The sequence below is a fragment of the Pseudomonas serbiensis genome (genome assembly GCF_030580745.1).
GTDB lineage: Bacteria > Pseudomonadota > Gammaproteobacteria > Pseudomonadales > Pseudomonadaceae > Aquipseudomonas > Aquipseudomonas serbiensis.
On the sequence record NZ_JAUQOO010000005.1, the window covers coordinates 1 to 17,783 of the forward strand.

At 52.4% G+C, this 17,783-nt stretch carries 14 protein-coding genes; 2 read left to right on the top strand and 12 right to left on the bottom strand.

All coding sequences use genetic code 11. The features are described 5' to 3' along the window. Together Q6A51_RS08340 and Q6A51_RS08345 are read left to right on the top strand one after the other, a co-directional pair. A partial coding sequence (locus Q6A51_RS08340; RefSeq protein ID WP_304574666.1) for an IS3 family transposase occupies positions 1–109 on the top strand: 109 nt, incomplete at its 5' end. A 290-nt stretch (positions 110–399) separates the two neighbouring features. Beyond that, positions 400–609: a hypothetical protein gene (locus Q6A51_RS08345; RefSeq protein ID WP_304574531.1), complete on the top strand. Its 210-nt coding sequence runs from the start codon at positions 400–402 to the stop codon at positions 607–609. A gap of 91 nt (positions 610–700) precedes the next feature. On the opposite strand, the gene Q6A51_RS08350 is transcribed toward Q6A51_RS08345, so the two are convergent. The 12 genes from Q6A51_RS08350 to tssK form a co-directional block, all read right to left on the bottom strand. After that, entirely contained in the window at positions 701–1,921 is a 1,221-nt protein-coding gene (locus Q6A51_RS08350; protein WP_304574532.1) for a lysozyme inhibitor LprI family protein, read from the bottom strand. Then, positions 1,864–2,883, bottom strand: a complete 1,020-nt coding sequence (locus Q6A51_RS08355) for a tetratricopeptide repeat protein (RefSeq protein ID WP_304574533.1) — start codon at positions 2,881–2,883, stop codon at positions 1,864–1,866. The genes Q6A51_RS08350 and Q6A51_RS08355 overlap by 58 nt, the downstream gene beginning before the upstream one ends. Positions 2,884–2,954: 71 nt before the next feature. Further along, the gene (locus Q6A51_RS08360) at positions 2,955–3,725 is read right to left on the bottom strand and encodes a hypothetical protein (protein ID WP_200992239.1); all 771 of its coding nucleotides are present in this window, start codon (positions 3,723–3,725) and stop codon (positions 2,955–2,957) included. A gap of 207 nt (positions 3,726–3,932) precedes the next feature. Continuing rightward, the gene (locus tag Q6A51_RS08365; RefSeq protein WP_200992238.1) at positions 3,933–4,664 is read right to left on the bottom strand and encodes an SH3 domain-containing protein; all 732 of its coding nucleotides are present in this window, start codon (positions 4,662–4,664) and stop codon (positions 3,933–3,935) included. Continuing rightward, complete coding sequence (locus Q6A51_RS08370) at positions 4,664–7,765, bottom strand: N-acetylmuramidase domain-containing protein (protein ID WP_304574534.1); 3,102 nt, start codon at positions 7,763–7,765, stop codon at positions 4,664–4,666. The genes Q6A51_RS08365 and Q6A51_RS08370 overlap by 1 nt, the downstream gene beginning before the upstream one ends. Next, a complete protein-coding gene (locus tag Q6A51_RS08375) occupies positions 7,758–8,228 on the bottom strand; it encodes a hypothetical protein (protein ID WP_304574535.1) in 471 nt (156 codons plus the stop codon). Before Q6A51_RS08375 ends, Q6A51_RS08370 begins: the two co-directional genes overlap by 8 nt. Positions 8,229–8,237: 9 nt before the next feature. Further along, entirely contained in the window at positions 8,238–10,274 is a 2,037-nt protein-coding gene (tssI, locus tag Q6A51_RS08380; protein WP_201017098.1) for a type VI secretion system Vgr family protein, read from the bottom strand. Positions 10,275–10,295: 21 nt separating this feature from the next. Next, positions 10,296–11,303, bottom strand: a complete 1,008-nt coding sequence (locus tag Q6A51_RS08385) for a serine/threonine-protein kinase (RefSeq protein ID WP_201017097.1) — start codon at positions 11,301–11,303, stop codon at positions 10,296–10,298. Then, positions 11,300–12,028, bottom strand: coding sequence for a PP2C family protein-serine/threonine phosphatase (locus tag Q6A51_RS08390; RefSeq protein WP_201017096.1), 729 nt, complete (start codon positions 12,026–12,028; stop codon positions 11,300–11,302). The genes Q6A51_RS08385 and Q6A51_RS08390 overlap by 4 nt, the downstream gene beginning before the upstream one ends. Further along, positions 12,028–15,555 carry a type VI secretion system membrane subunit TssM gene (gene tssM, locus Q6A51_RS08395; protein WP_304574536.1) on the bottom strand — a complete coding sequence of 1,176 codons (3,528 nt, stop codon included), beginning with the start codon at positions 15,553–15,555 and terminating at the stop codon, positions 12,028–12,030. The genes Q6A51_RS08390 and tssM overlap by 1 nt, the downstream gene beginning before the upstream one ends. Before the next feature lie 13 nt (positions 15,556–15,568). Beyond that, on the bottom strand, positions 15,569–16,444 hold the full coding sequence (gene icmH, locus Q6A51_RS08400) for a type IVB secretion system protein IcmH/DotU (RefSeq protein WP_201000633.1): 876 nt from the start codon (positions 16,442–16,444) through the stop codon (positions 15,569–15,571). Between the two features lie 5 nt (positions 16,445–16,449). Continuing rightward, positions 16,450–17,781, bottom strand: a complete 1,332-nt coding sequence (tssK, locus tag Q6A51_RS08405; protein ID WP_201000632.1) for a type VI secretion system baseplate subunit TssK — start codon at positions 17,779–17,781, stop codon at positions 16,450–16,452. Positions 17,782–17,783 lie beyond the last annotated feature (2 nt).

Here is a 17,783-nt window from a genome sequence, read left to right on the forward strand (position 1 = left end):
TGATTACATCGAGATGTTCTACAACGCAAAACGCCGCCATGGTTTCAACAATCAGCTCTCACCGGTAGAGTTTGAAAAACGTTACACAATGAGCTTGCAAGGTGTCTAGAGAATCCGGGGCGATTCAGGTTGAGGCTCTGGGTCAATGCGCATAGCCCCGTCGACGGCTTTATTCACAGCTAGTGCAATGACTCCCCGTCGGCTCAGCCATATCCTTGTATTGGCCTACATGGCCTTTGAGCTGGTGAATATAACAAAGTACCAACGCATGCGTTGTAGTTCACAGGCAGCCAATCCCCAAATTCGAGTGCCGTATCGATCTCCTGGAAAATCAGCCCTAAAGCTCACCGAAAAACGGCCGTTACCCTGTATTCAACCCTCACTCACGGAAGCAGTGACATGCAAATAACCAACAGTCCTTTGCCCGTACTGACCCCTGGTGGTACTCGCCCGTCCACTCCCCTACCCGCTTCCCCTACTCCGCCGCCGCCACTGACCGATGAGCAAAAAGCAGCATTGGAAAAGCTCAGGGATCAGTTGCAAAACCCGACCAACCCTCCGGTTACGGCCACGCCGGAGAAAACCACGCTGATCGATGAAGTGGTTTAATTTGTTGCGGTAATAGGGCTAAAGTTCAAAGGCAATGAGGTTAGGCCATAGGCATAACCTCAACTTTATCAGAGATTACTGCATTAAGAGATCAAGGGGCAGGAGAAATGGCAACCTTAAGGCCATCATTCTCTAAATATAAAACAGCTTCACGACCGTTGATTTCAATTGGCATAGGACTCTTGATTCTGCCATCATCTTCAGCTTGTGATATTTTGAAAAGTGTTTTGTCAACTATATTGGCTCGCCATATTGATTCGCCATTTTTAAAATAAAGAATCGGACGAGGTTTGCTCCATACCGGAATGAATATGTTCCAGTCGTGTTCTGGGTCGTTCGGGGAAGCTATAAATTCCGATTTGTCTATGTGCGGATGATAAATTTCCATTTTATTGTAGGAGCTGCTTCGGCTAAAAAACAGAGAGCCCTTTTGATTCTCTGTAGTGGTGGATGCTCCTTGAAATAGAGTGCTACTCTCCGTAGGGGGCAGGCGAGATCCCAGCTTATAAGACATGCTTATAAAATGATTGGGCGCCACTTTGATCCTATAATAAAAAACTCCACTCAGTACACCCGCCAATCTTCTACCTTCGTCATTGCTATCAGGGTCTTCCGTCCCATCGAAGCAGATGTCTCTAGCTATAGGGTACAACATTGGTTGAACGATGGGATATTGATCAACGAACTCATAGAGCGCACCTTTATAGCAACGCATTTCAGAATTGTATTCTCCATCAAATACAATAACATGTAATTTTCCTGATAGCGTTTCAGTTGCCACAATGTACTGCTGTCTATATTTCTTGCTATACGGAAGCTGCGTCAGGGTCCAGTTCTTCCAGAGTTGATCACTAATAAAATAACTTTTATCTGCTGGCAAAGCAGTTACAGCTTCACTGTCTTTAACGTTTTCAGATGGAGGGGTTAAAAAATCGATCTGCTGTGAGTAAGTATTTTCCAGGCACTCTATAGATTCACAGGCATCACGAGCGGACTCTAGCCACTCTCGTTGTGCCATCTGTATGAAATAGCTATTCTTCAACGGCCTGAAAGCTACACTCAAATCCTCATCCAGCTTTGATAATGAAGGATTGTCACAGATCTTATGTTCTACGTCTGTCGATGCCTTGCGACAGTCAAAGCTAGCGGAGTGAGCATAAGGAAAAACTGCCATCAATGACAAAAGCATGGCTGTGGTTGCAATGTGATTTTTTCCCATTATTACAGTCCCAAAAAGCGTAAAACTGATAAAAATTAGTAGCACTTTCTGGACGCTGGAGCGTCCGAAACCTGCATTTTCAAGCGCTGCCAATTACTGGATGCGACTTGATCACCCTGCTCAGCAGCCAAACGATAGCAAGCCATTGCTCTGGGCACGTCTTTAGTGGCTAACTCACCCGTTTCAAAAGAGTATCCCAAATAATTAATTGCATTGACGGAACCCATCGTGGCCGCACGTATAAGTTCCTTTTCTGCCAGTGCTGGATGCTGGCATGTGCCATCTGCGCCTGTATTATTACCGTAACAGTAAAAGGTCGATAACCCTAAGGCGCCTTCGGCGAGAGTAGTAGCGGCTGTTTTAAAAAGTGCCTCGACCTTGGAGGTTTCCAATTGTGGCGCCATACCGGACAGGCTCAGACCCGCTGCATCCAGGCTAGCCTGAGGATCGCCCGAAGCTGCAGAGCATAGATAGTTTTCCAAGGCCGCCTCAAAGAACTCCGCAGTGAGCGGATATAGCTGACCCTCCCCCAGATTAAGGAAGGATTTGGCCCGTTGATAACAGAGGCTTTCGATGCGATTCATTGTTGGTGTTTCTGTGACCGAAAGATAGTTATCCCTGATTGACCAATCCTCTATCTTTGCAAGCATCCAGCATGATTCGCGAGTAAAGCTAAAAATCTTTATATTGCTATTACCTGCGCGCTTATCAATGATATTGACGTGACTATTATCCTTCTCTTCAATGGTAACACCTTCCGCTCTATCAAAATATATAGGTGCCATGAGTGGAAGCGTTAAATCTGCATTCGCGACCTCAATGGTGTGAGGCTCAAGTTTTCCCGACGGCGATGTAGATTTCAGCTCTAGAATTTTTATTGTGTTTTTTGCAAGGCGTTGTTGCACCTCTGGAGCGGTTGAAAACACCTTGAGGAATAAGTCAAACTTGTCATTGGGGCACTCATGTGCGTTCGCATTACCATGAAACAAGCTAAGCCCTGAGGCAGTAAAAGCAATTAACGCCAAAAAGCGTTTTTTCTTTAGATTAAGGGCCATCTCATCATACTCTATTACTTTTGTGAGGCGTGATATCTTACCTAAAACACGCCTCTATTTTTTGATTCTTCTCAACAGCCGTCTACGTTACCGCACTGAATCCAGCCACGAATCAACTTCCCCTTGGCAGTCTTATATACAACCGAAATCCATCCGGCCTCAACGGCTTCTTGTGTGACCTTGTCTCCTGCAACAAGATACTTGCGACTCATGTCAGCCAGTACAGGTGAATTGTATAAAGAAGATTTCTTATTGACGACCAAAGTCACAGGTGTACCGGAACTCCACTTTTTGTAAAATTCTGATTGAAGCCTGGAAGTAACCGCATCCTTACTCTTGTACGGAAATAGATAGGCAACTTCTTTATAGTCATCTGCTAAAATATCGCCACCCTCACCAAAGTACTTGGAAAGCTTATCATCCTTGGTGTAACCATTAGAGCTCTTTTTGTAAGCATGAACAGAATAGTACTCTCCCGAGTATTTGAGTCCCGTATCGGACCTGATCTCAACACCATGTATCACAAAAAGCTCTTTTTCACGACCTTGCTCTGCGTTAGCTAAAAAAGCGGCTTTGACTTCACCGGTGTCTGCTAAAAAAGGCAACTGCCCAATCAGGCTTCTGTCACCTGTGTTGCAGTTAAAGAAATTGATATCGATCCCTAACTGCTCACCCCCGCTGGTATCTCTCGCATCCTCATCAATGGGGACGAGATCAAAAGTAATGATTCCGTTTTCAACAGATATTGACCGAAATGCTTTACCTTCAAGCACCTCACAGGAAAATACACTAAATGGATAAAAGATACATAGAGTAACCAAGAATTTTTTGAGTAGGTTCATATGGGTCCCATGGATGCTAATCCGTGATTTTACACTGCCTGATGCGAACACAGTAAACTCAAAACGTATGCTACCAAGAGCAAGGTAAAAAGCATAAATAACGTAAGTAGCATTAACTATCGCCCCCTCACGCCACCACTCTTGCCAAGGAGTAGTCTGAAGGGGGATTTATCCCCCCCCCAGTAGCCTGCATACTTTGGCCAGCCACTAAATCACAGAAGAAATACTAATCCATCGTATCAAATAGTTTCCATTTTTCATCTTGTACGAAATTTTAAGAAAGCCATTCTTGTATTCTAAAATCCTGACCTCATCTCCAGAGATTAAATAACCCTTAGTTTTAGACGACTCCGATGGCTCAGAGTATAAAAAAATTTTTTCTGAGCTGACGCTTGTAGTAATCTCGCCGCCCGCGAGCATCAGAGCATCCTTATTGAAAACCTCTGAAATGTGCATGTCTGAAAAATTCAATTTTTCCAGATTTTTAAGATTACTCACTAAGGTTATAGATTTTACTTTCTCAGAAGTATCAAATGATGGAAGACGCATCTCTTTTGTTGCACCCTTCAAATAGATACCATCCTTTGCTGGAGCCAACTCAATTGCGTCCACGCCATTCGGATAGTTCCACAATATCTGATATGCGCCACTTTCTGTTTTTGTAATATCTGGTTGGTTCGTCCCATCTCTGACGCTATCTAGGCTTACAAAATTTTTATTGGAGGACAGTAATATGACCTTGTCACCGCTTCTTGAGTAAAAGCTAAGCACTGCATTATCAGAGCTTTCGGGCGCTTCATATATGCAAGCAAAATCTGCCCCCATATTAAATTGCTGATATAGAACAGCGTCGCGAGGGATCGATTTCTCACATTCCTCTGCTGCTTGCACACTTGAGAAAAAAAATAAAAACGCTGCTAATACAGTAAAACTTTTCATTACCAGTTAGCCTTTAGATTGTTATAAGCATTTGAAATTTTCGTATCATAACCGACTTGATTTTCGCCATTATATTTCTTAGCAATGGTCAGCCAGTTTTTTTGCTTCATCGGTTCAAGCATATTTTTCTCTTTGGTAAGAAATATCTTAAAGTATTGCAAGTGCTGCAATGCGCAGTAGTTCTGCGCCTCTACCAATTCATCTGTGCTTTTATACAAGCGAGCATAATACGCTCCCATAACCTGGAATTTCCCCCAGGAGCATGACTTATTTGCAGCATCACGATCTAGTTCGCGCGCGCGCTGAAGTCGTTCATACTGTGATTGCTCACTACCATAGGAATAACCAGCTTGGTAGGTATGGACAATTTTAGGCTCGCTAGTAGCTAAAGCATTTAATTGCTGATCGGTATATCCTTTATTTTTAAGAAAGCGGTACATATAGTGACGTTCATAAAGTATTGCCGCGTGTTGCTGGCCAGGAACAAATTCTTTGAATGGTACCTTATCTCCTGTTTCTGCAACTGCTATCGCACGAAGCACTTCTTTCTCGACGCCAAGCTGAGTCGCCAATAATTCAAAATGCTCTTTCGTCACATCCCTGATACCTGTTTGACAAGGAGAGTCTACAATGCCTTGATCAAAGCAAAAGCATTTATTATTGGATAGCATATTACCGATCATTGCTACCGGATGAAAATGTTTAACGACACCTGTACCGTCACCTATTTTAGCTGTACCTGTCAGTTCATCCCAAAAAACCAATTTATCTATTCGATCTTTCTCGTGTTTCAGCACAGCAGGATAGGCCTCTAACAAAACGTCTAAACGGGACCATTTAGAAGTATCTGATTTAGATTTCCACTCTGTCGGATGATCCGCAACCAATTTCGACCAACGCCCTCTAAATTCTAAGTTCTTTAAGGCAGTTGGCAGGTCTTCGACTGTTATCTTATTGTCATTATTCCCGTACTTATCCAAATCGTTGTAGATATCTTTGAAAAACGCAGGCAGGTCATTAACATCCAGAAAGCCGTCAGCATTTTGGTTATTTTCTTTGACGATTTTGAAGCCCAACGTTTCCCAGTCATGCTGAGTGATCAGCTTGGCCGACTCTTTCTTCAGCAAACCAGTTTTGCTTTCTCCGCTGTCGACAACAGTGATCTCATACCAATCAACCGTATCTTTGAAAGGTATCGCCTTAGCTAAGTCTACAAAGTGCTCACTTGATAGCTCTATCTCTCCTACCAGCGGCGTTTTTTTATTCAATACCGTTGCGGCAGGCAAGTGTATATATTTTTTACCGTCCTTTATACCCGCTTTATTCTTAAGAAAATCTTCTATTCGAGGATCCGCCGAAAAAACCTCTACATGAATCTGATGCTTTCCTGATATCCCGCCGGTAGGGCCGGAAATGTTTTCATTGAGTCCCAAGTAGCCGATCGGGTCACCAGCTTTAATTGCGGTTTCAACGGATACAACTTCGTCAAAAGTCGACGGAATGAGTTCTTGCCACTGAACAAAACGATTGGGGGATATATCTTCTACACAAGCCCAAAACGAAGTGGGCACAACCATTGTGCTGTTTTTCAATCCGGTGGGCGGACCTGATGTACTAGGTATAAATGTACACTCTGCCATTCGAAGGGTTTGATTACCCAGTTTAAGATTGAGAACTTTAGCACTATCAAATTCAATCGTGCTGTTTGTGCATAAAACTAAACCTTCACTTCCGCTTTGAGTTGCTGCACTGATAGGCAACCCTGCCTGAGCGCCATGAGCAAGAGCGGCTGGAGGCTGGCGGAGAGTAAGTCCGGATCCTGTAACGACTGCTCTCACCTTTCCCTTCCAGTAACCTGGCTTGGTTCGCTCAGGAGGAATTATTTCATTCCAGCTAGGGTCGCCATTAGTTCTAGGATATGCAGCACCATTTTTCTTGTAGGCAAACCAGAACTCTTGCCCCTCGGTACGACCAGTGACTGTACCTTTTAACAGCTTGCCTTTGGCATGAACATGGTCAGGGTGTTCTTCTAAAATTTCTATTTCCGCACCAGCCGAAATACCCCCATACTCCTGACAGTTGGCAGCACCCGCTATATCACTTCGAGCCTTAAAGCCACTTGCAATCATCTTGATTCGTGGCAATTTAACTTCATCAGGTGCAGCAGGATACCGGTCAAATGGCAGTAAATGCATGTAAAGACTATAAAAAATCAGTTCATTACATACTCCAGGCGTCACCTCTGTGTTGACAGGTGACTTGTAGTCATGCCTTACAAGGCAGAAAGAATTTGAATACTTAAGTGTTTCAGTAGCGTTCGCACCTATAAACTCACTTGCCAGATAATCCTTATTAAGACGGTACGCCACAACGACTCCATCTCCAATACAGCGAACAGGCTCATCACGGATGCACTGTGGCGCACTCGCATTACTAATATGAATTCCACCATGCCAAAAATTATGGCTGCCTAAGAGATAGTTGCCAGACGTCTCTGCCTCTAGCGCAGAGAACAACTCATCTGCATCTTTATACGGTGCACCTCCAGCCTTGCGTATCGGAAATTGCCATGGGCTACTAACCTTTACAGTCTCCGCAGGTGCTGGTGCTGGTGCTGGCGCACCACTGTTATCTCCATCTGGATGCGTCAGATTGGAAATATCGAACTCGCGAGGATTGACCGTAGCATGACCCTGAACCAGGTTCGGATGGCCTTTCGTGCCATTGCGAAGCACCTCAAAGTGCAAGTGTGCGCCCGTGCCAATGCCTGTATTCCCGCATGGGCCAACAGACGCCCCTTTAGCCACGGAGCTCCCTATAGCCAGAGGGGAAGCAGATCTCATGTGCGCATACAATGTATGAACAATCTCTGTCCCATTGGCGTGCTCAAGTACTACCAGATTTCCATACCCGGACATGGTGCCTTTATAGACAACCTTTCCTGCGCCCGCGGCTGGGATCGACGTACCACTAGGTGCCGCCCAGTCCTCTCCTCGATGCGGACGGACTTCACCTGTCACTGGATGAGTACGCGTGGGGTTCCACGCGCTCGTGTAAACAAAAGGTGCACCTGGGTTATACAATTCCATGTTATTACTCACTGTACTCATCACAGTAGAAAACAGAACTTCCCCGTTGCTTGGGGTTTGCAATCAAAATAGGTGAAACACCGTCATTTTGATTTAGCTTTATATCTGGAAACTGCGTACGCAATCTTGCTTCAACGGTCGCAGGGCTATCCTTTAAATAGATAGCATGAACACTGAAAGGACCATGATAGGGAATCGCAACTTCACTTACGGCCAAGCCATAAAAAGTATCATTTACACAGTAGAACGCTACTTCATCGATACGACACGGCTCAAGTTGACGCTCAGCGAAATATTGACCGCTGGCTTTTTTTGTCACTGGGTCAAGGAAGATGTTTTTAATCTGGCAGGCCTCAATGCCATTGAATTGTTCTTCCAGAGACGTGCTCGCGCAAGCATCTAAAGCTGCTAAAGGAGCAAGGAAGAAAAGCGCTATAAATTTATATCGCACAAAAGGCAACTTGATGTTGAACATTACTTTCCCTTACTCAGAAAACACAAAAAAAGCCTTCGGCTTAACCTTCTCAGGCGGCGCATTCACCAATGCCTGATCCATCAGACTCCCCGCCTTGTCCTTATCCGCCGCCCCCGGCAGCACAGGCGGCTTGATTCCGATCCCGGTGCCCGAGCCTGCCGAGCCGCCGGCATTGATCTTCACCACTGGCCCAACCACCGTGATGCCGCCGCCATCGAGCTTGATAAAGCTCCCTCCTCCCAGCGCGGTCAGCTCCGTGCCGGCTTCGATGACGATCTTGTCGCCAGCCTTGAGGTGGATCTCTCGGCCTGCACTGGTCAACTGCGCCGTGCCGAGCTTCACATGCTGGTTCTGGCCGATGGTCAGGTGATCGTCCATCCGTGCTTCCACCTTGCGGTCGCTCAGGGTGGTGCGGTGTTCTTCGGCCTTGAGTTCGGTGTAGGTATTCTTCTCTACAGTGTCGTGGCGTTCGTTGCCGACGCGAATTTTCTGGTCATGCTCGATGTTTTCATCCCAGTTGCGCTGGGCATGGATGTAGATCTGTTCGGCGCCTTTCTTGTCTTCGATGCGCAACTCGTTGTATCCGCCACCACCCGGAGAACTGAGAGTCTTGAAGACGGTGCGGGTTTTATTGGCAGGCAGCGCGTAGGGAACCTGATTTTCCTTGTGATACAGGCAGCCGCTCACCAACGGTTGGTCGGGGTCACCTTCCAAAAAGGTGACGAGGACTTCCATGCCAATGCGCGGTATGGAGATGGCACCATAGCGGTCACCGGCCCATGCACTTGAAACACGCAGCCAGCAGCTGGTTTTGTCGTCAGCCTGGCCTTCTCGATCCCAGTGGAATTGCACTTTCACCCGACCGTACTGGTCGCAGTGGATTTCTTCACCTTTGGGGCCGGTGACCATGGCGGTCTGGGTGCCAAGGACGCGGGGTTTGGGGTGTTCCAGCGCCGGGCGATAGAACACGGCCCACGGGGTCGCGAGAAAGCGGTTGCGGTAGCCCTGGTGGAAATCATCCTTGTTGTCGGTGGTGTCGCTGGTTACCGACTCTTCCAACACTTGCGGCTGTTTGCCTTCGTGGAAGATCTCAGTCAGCAGCCACAGGTCATTCCACTCGGTACGAGGGTGATCGGAGATTTCCAGGAAGTGACCGCTGGTGAGGGTTGTCTGGTCGCCCCAGCCTTCGGCTTGCTGATAGTCGGTGCGATGACGTTCAAGTGCGCGCTGACTGAGGAATTTACCCCGTGCGCGGTCCAGGAAACGACCTGGATAGTCGTAGTCTTCCAGATCCGGCTCAGTGCTTTCTTCGGAGGGCTTGTAGGCGGCTTCGAGTTGAAAGCCGGGTTTCTCGAAATCGTAGTCACGTCTGGTAACACGACTGGTGCGGGTTTCCAGACGCAGTTTGAAGCCCTTGATCACCGGCTCGTCAGCAACCATGCCGCTGCCTTGAACATAGGCGGTAGGCTGGCCAAGCTTGGGGAATACGGTCTGGTCGTCACCGAATACCAGCAGATGAGCCTGTTTGCTGTGCTGGAAGTGGTAATGAATACCCTCCTCTTCGCACAGACGCTGGATAAAGTGCAGGTCGGTTTCGTCGTACTGCACGCAATACTCGCGGTCCGGGCATGGCTGGCTGAGCTGGAAACTGTAGGCGTTGCCCTTTATGCCGTGCTCTTCCAGGATCAGCGCGATGATTTTCGGCGCTGACATTTGCTGGTAGATACGCTGATTGGTGCGGTGATGCAGATATTGCAGTTGCGGTACCAGAGAAACGGTGTAACGAGTCAAGCGCTTGCCAGCATCGCCTTGGGCTGCGCGGTAGATCTGGCCATGGATGCCACTGCCTTGCGGATCGAGCGCCAGGAATGCCTGCTTGTGCAGGAGTTTCTCCAGGTCCAGATCAGGGTTTTCGCTGACAAGTTCCAGGTCGAAACGAAAGGCCTGGCTGATGCCTTCGGTACCAGTAAACGACAGCACTTGCAGATCGCCTTCGTAATCTTCGATGGTCAGGCTGAAGTGCGTTTCGTTAGAAGGGTTGAACATTGTTTGCTCCCTGTTCGGTAGTCATCCGTTACGCCAATGCATCAGGCGCTGCTTCCAGGACGAGGTGGCAGCGAAAGCGTCACGCAATTGTCTGGCGGTGATCGTTCGATCTCCGACATCGAAAGCCAGCGCTGAGCGCAAGGCTGGCCAGCAGTGTTTCGGCAGGTTCTTTGGTGCTTGCAGCCCCCGGTCAAGACGCTCGTCACGGGCCTGGGTCGAGGGCAAACGGCGAAACGGGTGTTTGCCTCCCGCCAGCTCGAAGATCACACAGGCCACACCATAAACATCGGCACGGGCTGACAGTGGCTGGCCTTCGAGCAATTCTGGGGCAGCGTAGCCTGGGGTCCAGGCATGGAAGCGCTCGCGGCTCAGGTGCGGCAGGCCGGGAAGGATACCCTCCTCTGCTTGGCCAAGGCCAAAGTCGAACAGGCGTACGCCCTCTTCGCTGACCATGACATTGCTCGGTTTCATATCACCATGCAGCACGCCGTGAGCATGGGAATAGGCCAATGCGTCGAGCAGCGGCAGCGTGATGTCGCGTAATTCTTTCCACGGCAGGCCCAGAGGCCGCTCGCAGAGTAATTTGTCCAGGGTCAGCCCACGCATGAGTTCCATGGTGATGAAGGCCCGCTGACAGTCAGTGTCCACTTCAAAGTTATGCAGGCGCAGTACGTTGTCGTGGCGCAAGCGTCGGGTCAGGGCGTACTCGCTGTAAAGCAAGGCGCTGGCATCCGGCGACTCGGCGAATTCTTCGCTGAGGACTTTCAGCGCTATATAAGGATCGGGATCGCCGAACTGCTCGCTCAGCAAATCCCGTGCGCGGTAGACCAGGCCCATGCCACCGGCACCGAGCAAACGCTCGATACGGTAACGACCTGCCAGCAGATCGGGCATCTCCGAGATGCTGGCACGGGTCGGTGCCGGCGCAGCTTCTGCCTTGTGCGACTGGGCGAAGGCAAAGTAGGTCAGATTGCTGTCCTGCTCCTCGCTCACCAGCAAGTCATCGATCGGGCGCATGAGTTCAGTCATTGGCGGATTACCACGGCCGTCAGGTTGTCCCGTGCCGAACCACGCAGGGCACCATCGAACAGGCGCTCCAGCGCAATCTGTGGCGCAGTCAGGCTCAAGGCATTGCCGAGTGCATCACTGCTGAGCCCTTGATACAAGCCATCGCTGCAAAGCAGAAAGGTATCGCCGGGATACACCTCAAGCTCCAGCACATCCAGAGTCAACTGCTCGGCAGCCCCGACCGCACGGGTCAAAGCATGTGCGCCGGGATAGGCCCTGGCCTGTTCAACGCTCATTTTCTGTTCGTCGATCAGTTGTTGTTGCAGTGAATGGTCCCTGGACAGCTGATACAAACGTTGACCGCGCCACAGATAGCAGCGGCTATCGCCCGCCCAGATGCAGGCTGCACGATTACCTTCCACCAGCAACGCCACCACGGTGCTGCCCATGATGCTGTCGTGGTGTCCGGCGGTGACAGTCAACTCTTGCCCCAAACGGCGGTTGAGCCAGTGCAGGCACTGGCGAATGCCCTTGAGTCGTTCGTTGAAATCATTCTGCACCGGCAATTCTGCCAGGCTGGCGACGATCAACTGGCTGGCTATATCGCCACCCTGATGACCGCCCATGCCGTCCGCGACCACCCACAGCCCATGCTGTGGGGAGTCCAGGAAAGCATCTTCGTTGCGCGCCCGAACCTTGCCGGCATCGGTGCGCGCAGCACTGCGCCATGGGCTGGCTACCAGCATCAGAGCTGCACCGGCATACGGAAGGTGCGCAGTACACCCATGTCGAACGGGTTCGGCGTACGCTGGCTGGTCAGCAAGTAGTTGGCGCGCAGGCCACCCACGTCAGCCTTGAGCACCAACACATCGCGCCCGGTCAGGTATTCGGTCTGCATCAGGTCGAACAGACGGAACAGCGACCATGGGCCAGTGTTCTTCTCGATACCCAGCGGGCGGCCGACCATTCTGTCGAGTACCAGACTGGTACGACCGTCTTCAGCATCGGTTGGCCACTTGAACGCTACCGGTACGATCGGGCCGTGGCGATATTCGATGGTCTTGTTACCCAGTTTGAACTCGGAACGGCTGACTGCCGGGTCCAGGGTGTAAGGCTCCAGCTTGAATTGCACCTGCGGCTCGGCCGGGTTGTCAGCGAAGAAGCTCTGACGGATGACCAGTGCAGAGGCCATCTGGTCGAGGTAGACCTTGGAGACCGGCAGGCTGTAGCCGTCGACAGTGCGCATGCGGTAGTTACCCGGATCACCACTGACGAACGGACGCATGTAGCTGTCGAAGAAACGATCGGCAATGCCCTGAGCCTTGAAGAACTCACGGAAGTCACTGATCGCCACGTCGCTGGCGCTATGGGCATTGAACGGATAACGCTGGTTGATTGCTTTGCCGTAGAAGCTGTACAGCTCATTCTGATAGCGCTGGTTCAGGTACTGATAGGAATCACGCAGTACCAGACGCCAGGTGTCTTCAGCCAACACGTTAAACCACACGCCTACCGGACGTGGCAGGCGGTTGGATGCCGTGCGCAGGTTGCTCAGCGCATCGCGCTGGCCACCCATGCGGGTCTTGGCCAGTTCAAATGCGGCCTGATCTGGCGAGCTGGAGCGCGCCAGACTGGCCATCTGCATTTGCAGTTCGTTGAGCGCCGACAGGGCTGGCGTCAGGTCAGCAGTCGGGCCGTTGTTGTCATCCAGCAAACGGTGCAGCGGCTCGAAGCGGCTTTGCAGGGATTTGCGCGCAGTGTCTGGCAGTTTTTTCGCCAGTGCATCAGATGCCTTGCCGGCCGCAGCGGCCGCTACCTGGCCGAGTTTCCCACCCTTTTCTGCCAGTTGAGCTGCTGCATCGGAAGCTTCTTCCGCCGTTTCCGCGACCACCGGGAACCGGGTGTTTTCGCGTACTTCCACCAGCATCTGGAGGATTGGTGAATTGGCCGAAGTCAGGCCTGCCAGTTGCTCGGCACCCTCGCCAAAATCGTTGATCGCCGGCAACTGAACCTGACCGACCGCTTCGCCCCAATAGTTGGCGTAGTCGCGGAAATACAATTGCTCCAGTTCAACCATCAGGCGGCGCAAGTCCATGCTGCTAAGGCCTGTGCCTTCACCCAGTACCCAGTTGTCGCGCAGGATATCGGTGACCAGCATCGAGCCCTGCACCGAGAAGTACTGTTGGTAGCCCTGCTGGGTGTAGAACCCGGGGATCACATAGTCGGTGCCAACAAACAGCGAGCCCTGTGGGCCGAGGTGCTGGTCCAGACGGTATTCCGGCAAGTTGCGGGCCTGCTCGCGCAGCATCCGGTAGACCACGTTGGCCAGAGACTCGCTGCGCAGGATCTGACGCGCCTGAGCAACCAGTTGGTCGTTAAGCGGATAGATGAACGGCTGCTTGAGCAAGCGCTCGAAGTGGCTGTTCAGACCGTTCTGCACTGCGGTGTTACCGCTGTAACGCTGGGACCATTCGGCTGCGACCCAATCCTTGAGCCACTGTTCGTCGCGGCGATCCTTCATGTTCAGCATCAGGTACGCACGCAGGCTGTTGAGCAGGCGATCACGGTCCTTGGTATTGGCACGAACCTGCCCTTCCAGCAGGGTTGCGACCCGTGGCAGCAGTTGTTCCTCAAGCTGACGCTCGTAAGCCGCCTTGACGACCGGATTGACCTCTTCACCCTGATACAGGCCAACACGCTCGTGGTAACCCACGTCGCCTTTTTGCGGGAAGACCTGCGTCGCCGCGTAGCTGGTATCGAGGCTCTTGAGCGCCGCCATGGAGTCATCGCGGGTCGTCAGAGCCGAACGCTGTTGAGTCCAGGTCTGCGCCAGATTGCGCAGGTTTTCCAGACGCTCGTAGTTGGCAGAGAAACCGCCAGCCCAAAGCACACCGAAGAGTGCCAGTGCTGCCAGAGCGCCCACGTAAAGCGCACGCTGGCCCCAATGAATGCGGCTGCGCTCACGCTTGTCCAGACCCGCAAGATCGGCTTCAGGGAAAATCACCCGGCTGAGCAAGTGGTGAATGAAGCGCGAACGACCACTGCGCAGGGTCGGCAGTATGCCGGCGTTCAGGCCAAGGTTGGCTCCGATACCCGCTGTGGTAGCGTCCATTTCCGTAGTCAGGTGCGGCGCGCTGGTCAGGTAAAAACCGCGCAACTGGCTGGCACGCTGGTAGCGGTTGCCAGTGAATGCCATGTCAACGAACAGGCACAGGCGCTCGCCGATCTGCCCCAGTTGATGCGGGAAGTCGAGGATGCGGCCACGGCGCTGGGTATCACGCTCCTGGTGCATGCGCATGATCACCTGACTGTTGAGGCGACGCAGCAGCTCTTCAAACTCGTTGCGCAGCACAGCCACATCGGTGCCGACCTGATCTTTGCGGAAGCTGGTGCCGAGAACCTGATCGCTTTCTTCGCGGGTCAGCTGGTCAAAGAACTCGTCAAAGCCCAACAGGCTGTCAGCCTTGCTCAAGACCAGATAAACCGGCACGTCGACATGCAGTTTCTGATGCACGTCCTGCAAGCGCGCACGCACCTGGCGGGCCAGGGTTTCGAGCTGCTGTTCGCTGCCCTGAAGCAGGGTTTCCACCGGAATGGTCACCAACACACCATTGAGCGGACGATTGCGGCGACGTTTGCGCAGCAGGTCCAGCAATGTGCTCCAGGCACTGCCATCGACCTCGACGTCTGGCTGGGTCAGGTAACGGCCAGCGGTGTCGATCAGCACGCCATGATCGGCGAAGTACCAGTCGCAGTGACGGGTGCCAAGGGTGTCGCGGGTCAGTTTGCGTTCGATCTTGTTGATCGGAAACTCAAGGCCCGAAAAGTCCAGCAGGCTGGTTTTGCCACTGCTCTGTGGACCAATCAGCAGGTACCACGGCAGATCACTGCGCCAGCGTTCGCTGCGGCCGCGATACAGGCTCGAAGTCTTCAGGGTTTTCAATGCGTCCTTGAAGCGCGCCTTCAGTTCTTTCTGTTCTTCGTCGATCTGTTCTTCACGGCGGAGACGGTCCTGGCCGTCTTCGCTTTCCTCCACGGCTTTCTTGCGAATACCGGCGCGCCAGCTGACGAAGACCATGGTCAGGCCCCAGATCAGGAACAGCACACTGATGGTCAGCAAGCGAGAAGTCGAGCCTTCCCAGAACTTGTAGTCATTCACGGCCAGCAATGGCCCGACGAACCACACCAATAATGCAACAAACAGCACCAGCAGCAGCGTCCAGACCCATGTCTTGCGCAGGAATGCGCCGACCTTCTTGAAAAAATTCTTCATCACACGTCCCTGATTACGGCTGCGACTGCGGTTGGACCGCGGTCTGTTCAAACGGCTGATAAGGTTGCAGAACGGTGTCGCGTTGTTCGCTCAATACCCAGGCGAAGCCGGAATACATCACGACCAGACAGACGAAAGTAAACAGCACCACCATCCACACCGGCACGATACGCACCAGGCTGCGGCGCTGATCGTTCAGGCCTTCCCAGTGGGGCGACAGTTCACGTGGCACGTCACCGCGCAATTGACGGATCTGGCGATACAAAGCGTCGCGGATGCCTTCGAGTTCGAGCATGCCGCGTGCTTGCACCCGGTACTTGCCCTCAAAACCCAGGGACAGGCACAGGTACATCAACTCCAGCATCGGCAGGTGCTTGACCGGGTTTTTCGAGAGTCGATCCAGCAACTGGAAAAACTTCTCGCCACCGAAGGTCTCGTTGTGGAAGCTGCTGAGCAGGCTCATCTGCGACCATTCGCTTTCGTTGCCCCAGGGCGTGGTCACAACCGCTTCGTCTACCACGGTACACAGCACGTAACGGGCCGCCATCACCTGGCTGCTTTCGGCGCCGTTGTGCAGAGCGCGCACTTCAAACAGTTTCAGACCGGCAGTCAGTCGCTCGTTGAGCGCATACAGGTCTTCACGTGTATCGCTGTGCTTGAGCCGCACCACTTCGGACAGCAGCTCGGAACCCGCCGCCACCAGTGAGTTGAGGCTGATATTGAATGCTTCGGCCGGGCGCAGGCGTGCGGCATAGATCATGCGCTCTTCCAGTTGTTCAAAACGTGGCGGCGCAGCGAAGTCAGTCAGCGGGCTCGATGCAGGGCCCTGGCCCTGACGGTCGAGCAGGACGGTCTTGTCGTCCTGGTTGTATTCCGTGTCCTTGATCATGTCGATCAGTTCCTTATGGCCCAGAATTTCAGTTCAAGCTCGGCGAATTCGCCGGATACGTGGAACGCAAAGCCGCCGGAGCGTTCAAGTTGCGCCAGGTCTTCGGAACTGAGTTCAAGGATGAAATAGGTTTTGTTGGAGTGGAACGCGATCTGCCGCGGGGCCACCGGCAAGGGTTTGACCTTGATGCCTGGCAGGTGCAGGTTGACCAGTTGGCGGATACGCTCCACCGGGCCGACCTTGAGGTGTGCCGGCAAGCGGTGACGCAGCTCTTCGGAGTCGCAGTTGGCACTGGCTGCCAGTACGAACGAGGCCGATCCCAGCAATGTGTGGTCGTGCAGCGGGGATACGATGATGCCGTACTGACGCGCTTGCAGGATCAACTCGATGGCGTGCTGTTCCAGCACCATCGACAACACCTGACGGATCGCTTCCATCAGTTTGCGGAAGCTCGCGCCCTGATCGCTGTGCTGATAACGGCTGTCCAGACGCGGGCGTTTGCTGTCGCTGGAAAAAGTCGCCAGATCGCCGAGCATGGTCAGCAGCGTGCGGTACAGTTCTTCCGGGTGTACCTGCTCCAGGCCGAGGTAATGACGCAGCAGCAGTTCGGTGCGGTTGATCAGTTGCAGCATCATGAAATCGCCGACTTCCGCGCCGCCCACCTTGCCGTTAGAACGGATCCGGTCGGCGATGGTGTCGCCCCGGTGGCTGAGCATGCTGATGACTTCCTTGAGGCACGACAGCAAGTAGCTGGAAGCGTGCGCCTGGATGTAGGTCGGTACAAAGTCCGGGTCGAGGCTGATGACGCCGTCCGGCGTGGTGTCGAGCACTTCGCAGATCTTCAGTTTCACGTACGCCTGATCGCTCTGCTGCTCGCCGAGCAACAGTTTGAAGTCGGGACGACCACAACTGACCTGGCTTGAGGAGTCGTCTCCGGCATTGGAGTCGGCCACTTCCGCATCGTACGCGGTATAACGCGCCAGGACGTCGGACTGCTCCGGACGGCGCGCCTCGATGTGGTTGCCGGTAACCAGCGGCAGCGCCAGATAGATCGGCGTGTTACCGGTATTGGGCGGCACGTCGAGAGCCAGCGGTTCAGTGTTGCCGCCCAGCTCGAACAGGCTGCCGTCCGGCAGAACACCAGAGGCCTGGCTAACCACCAGCTTGCCCATGTTCAGGAACTGCAAGTCGATATCCAGGTTGAGAAAGCCCCAGGTGTAACTACCCAGCAACTGGGTTCGGGTCTTCATCTGATGATCGTAGTAACGATCGTTGTGCTGGAAGTGCTGCGGACGCAACAGCATGCCTTCCTGCCAAATGACTTTATGAGAGTTCATGG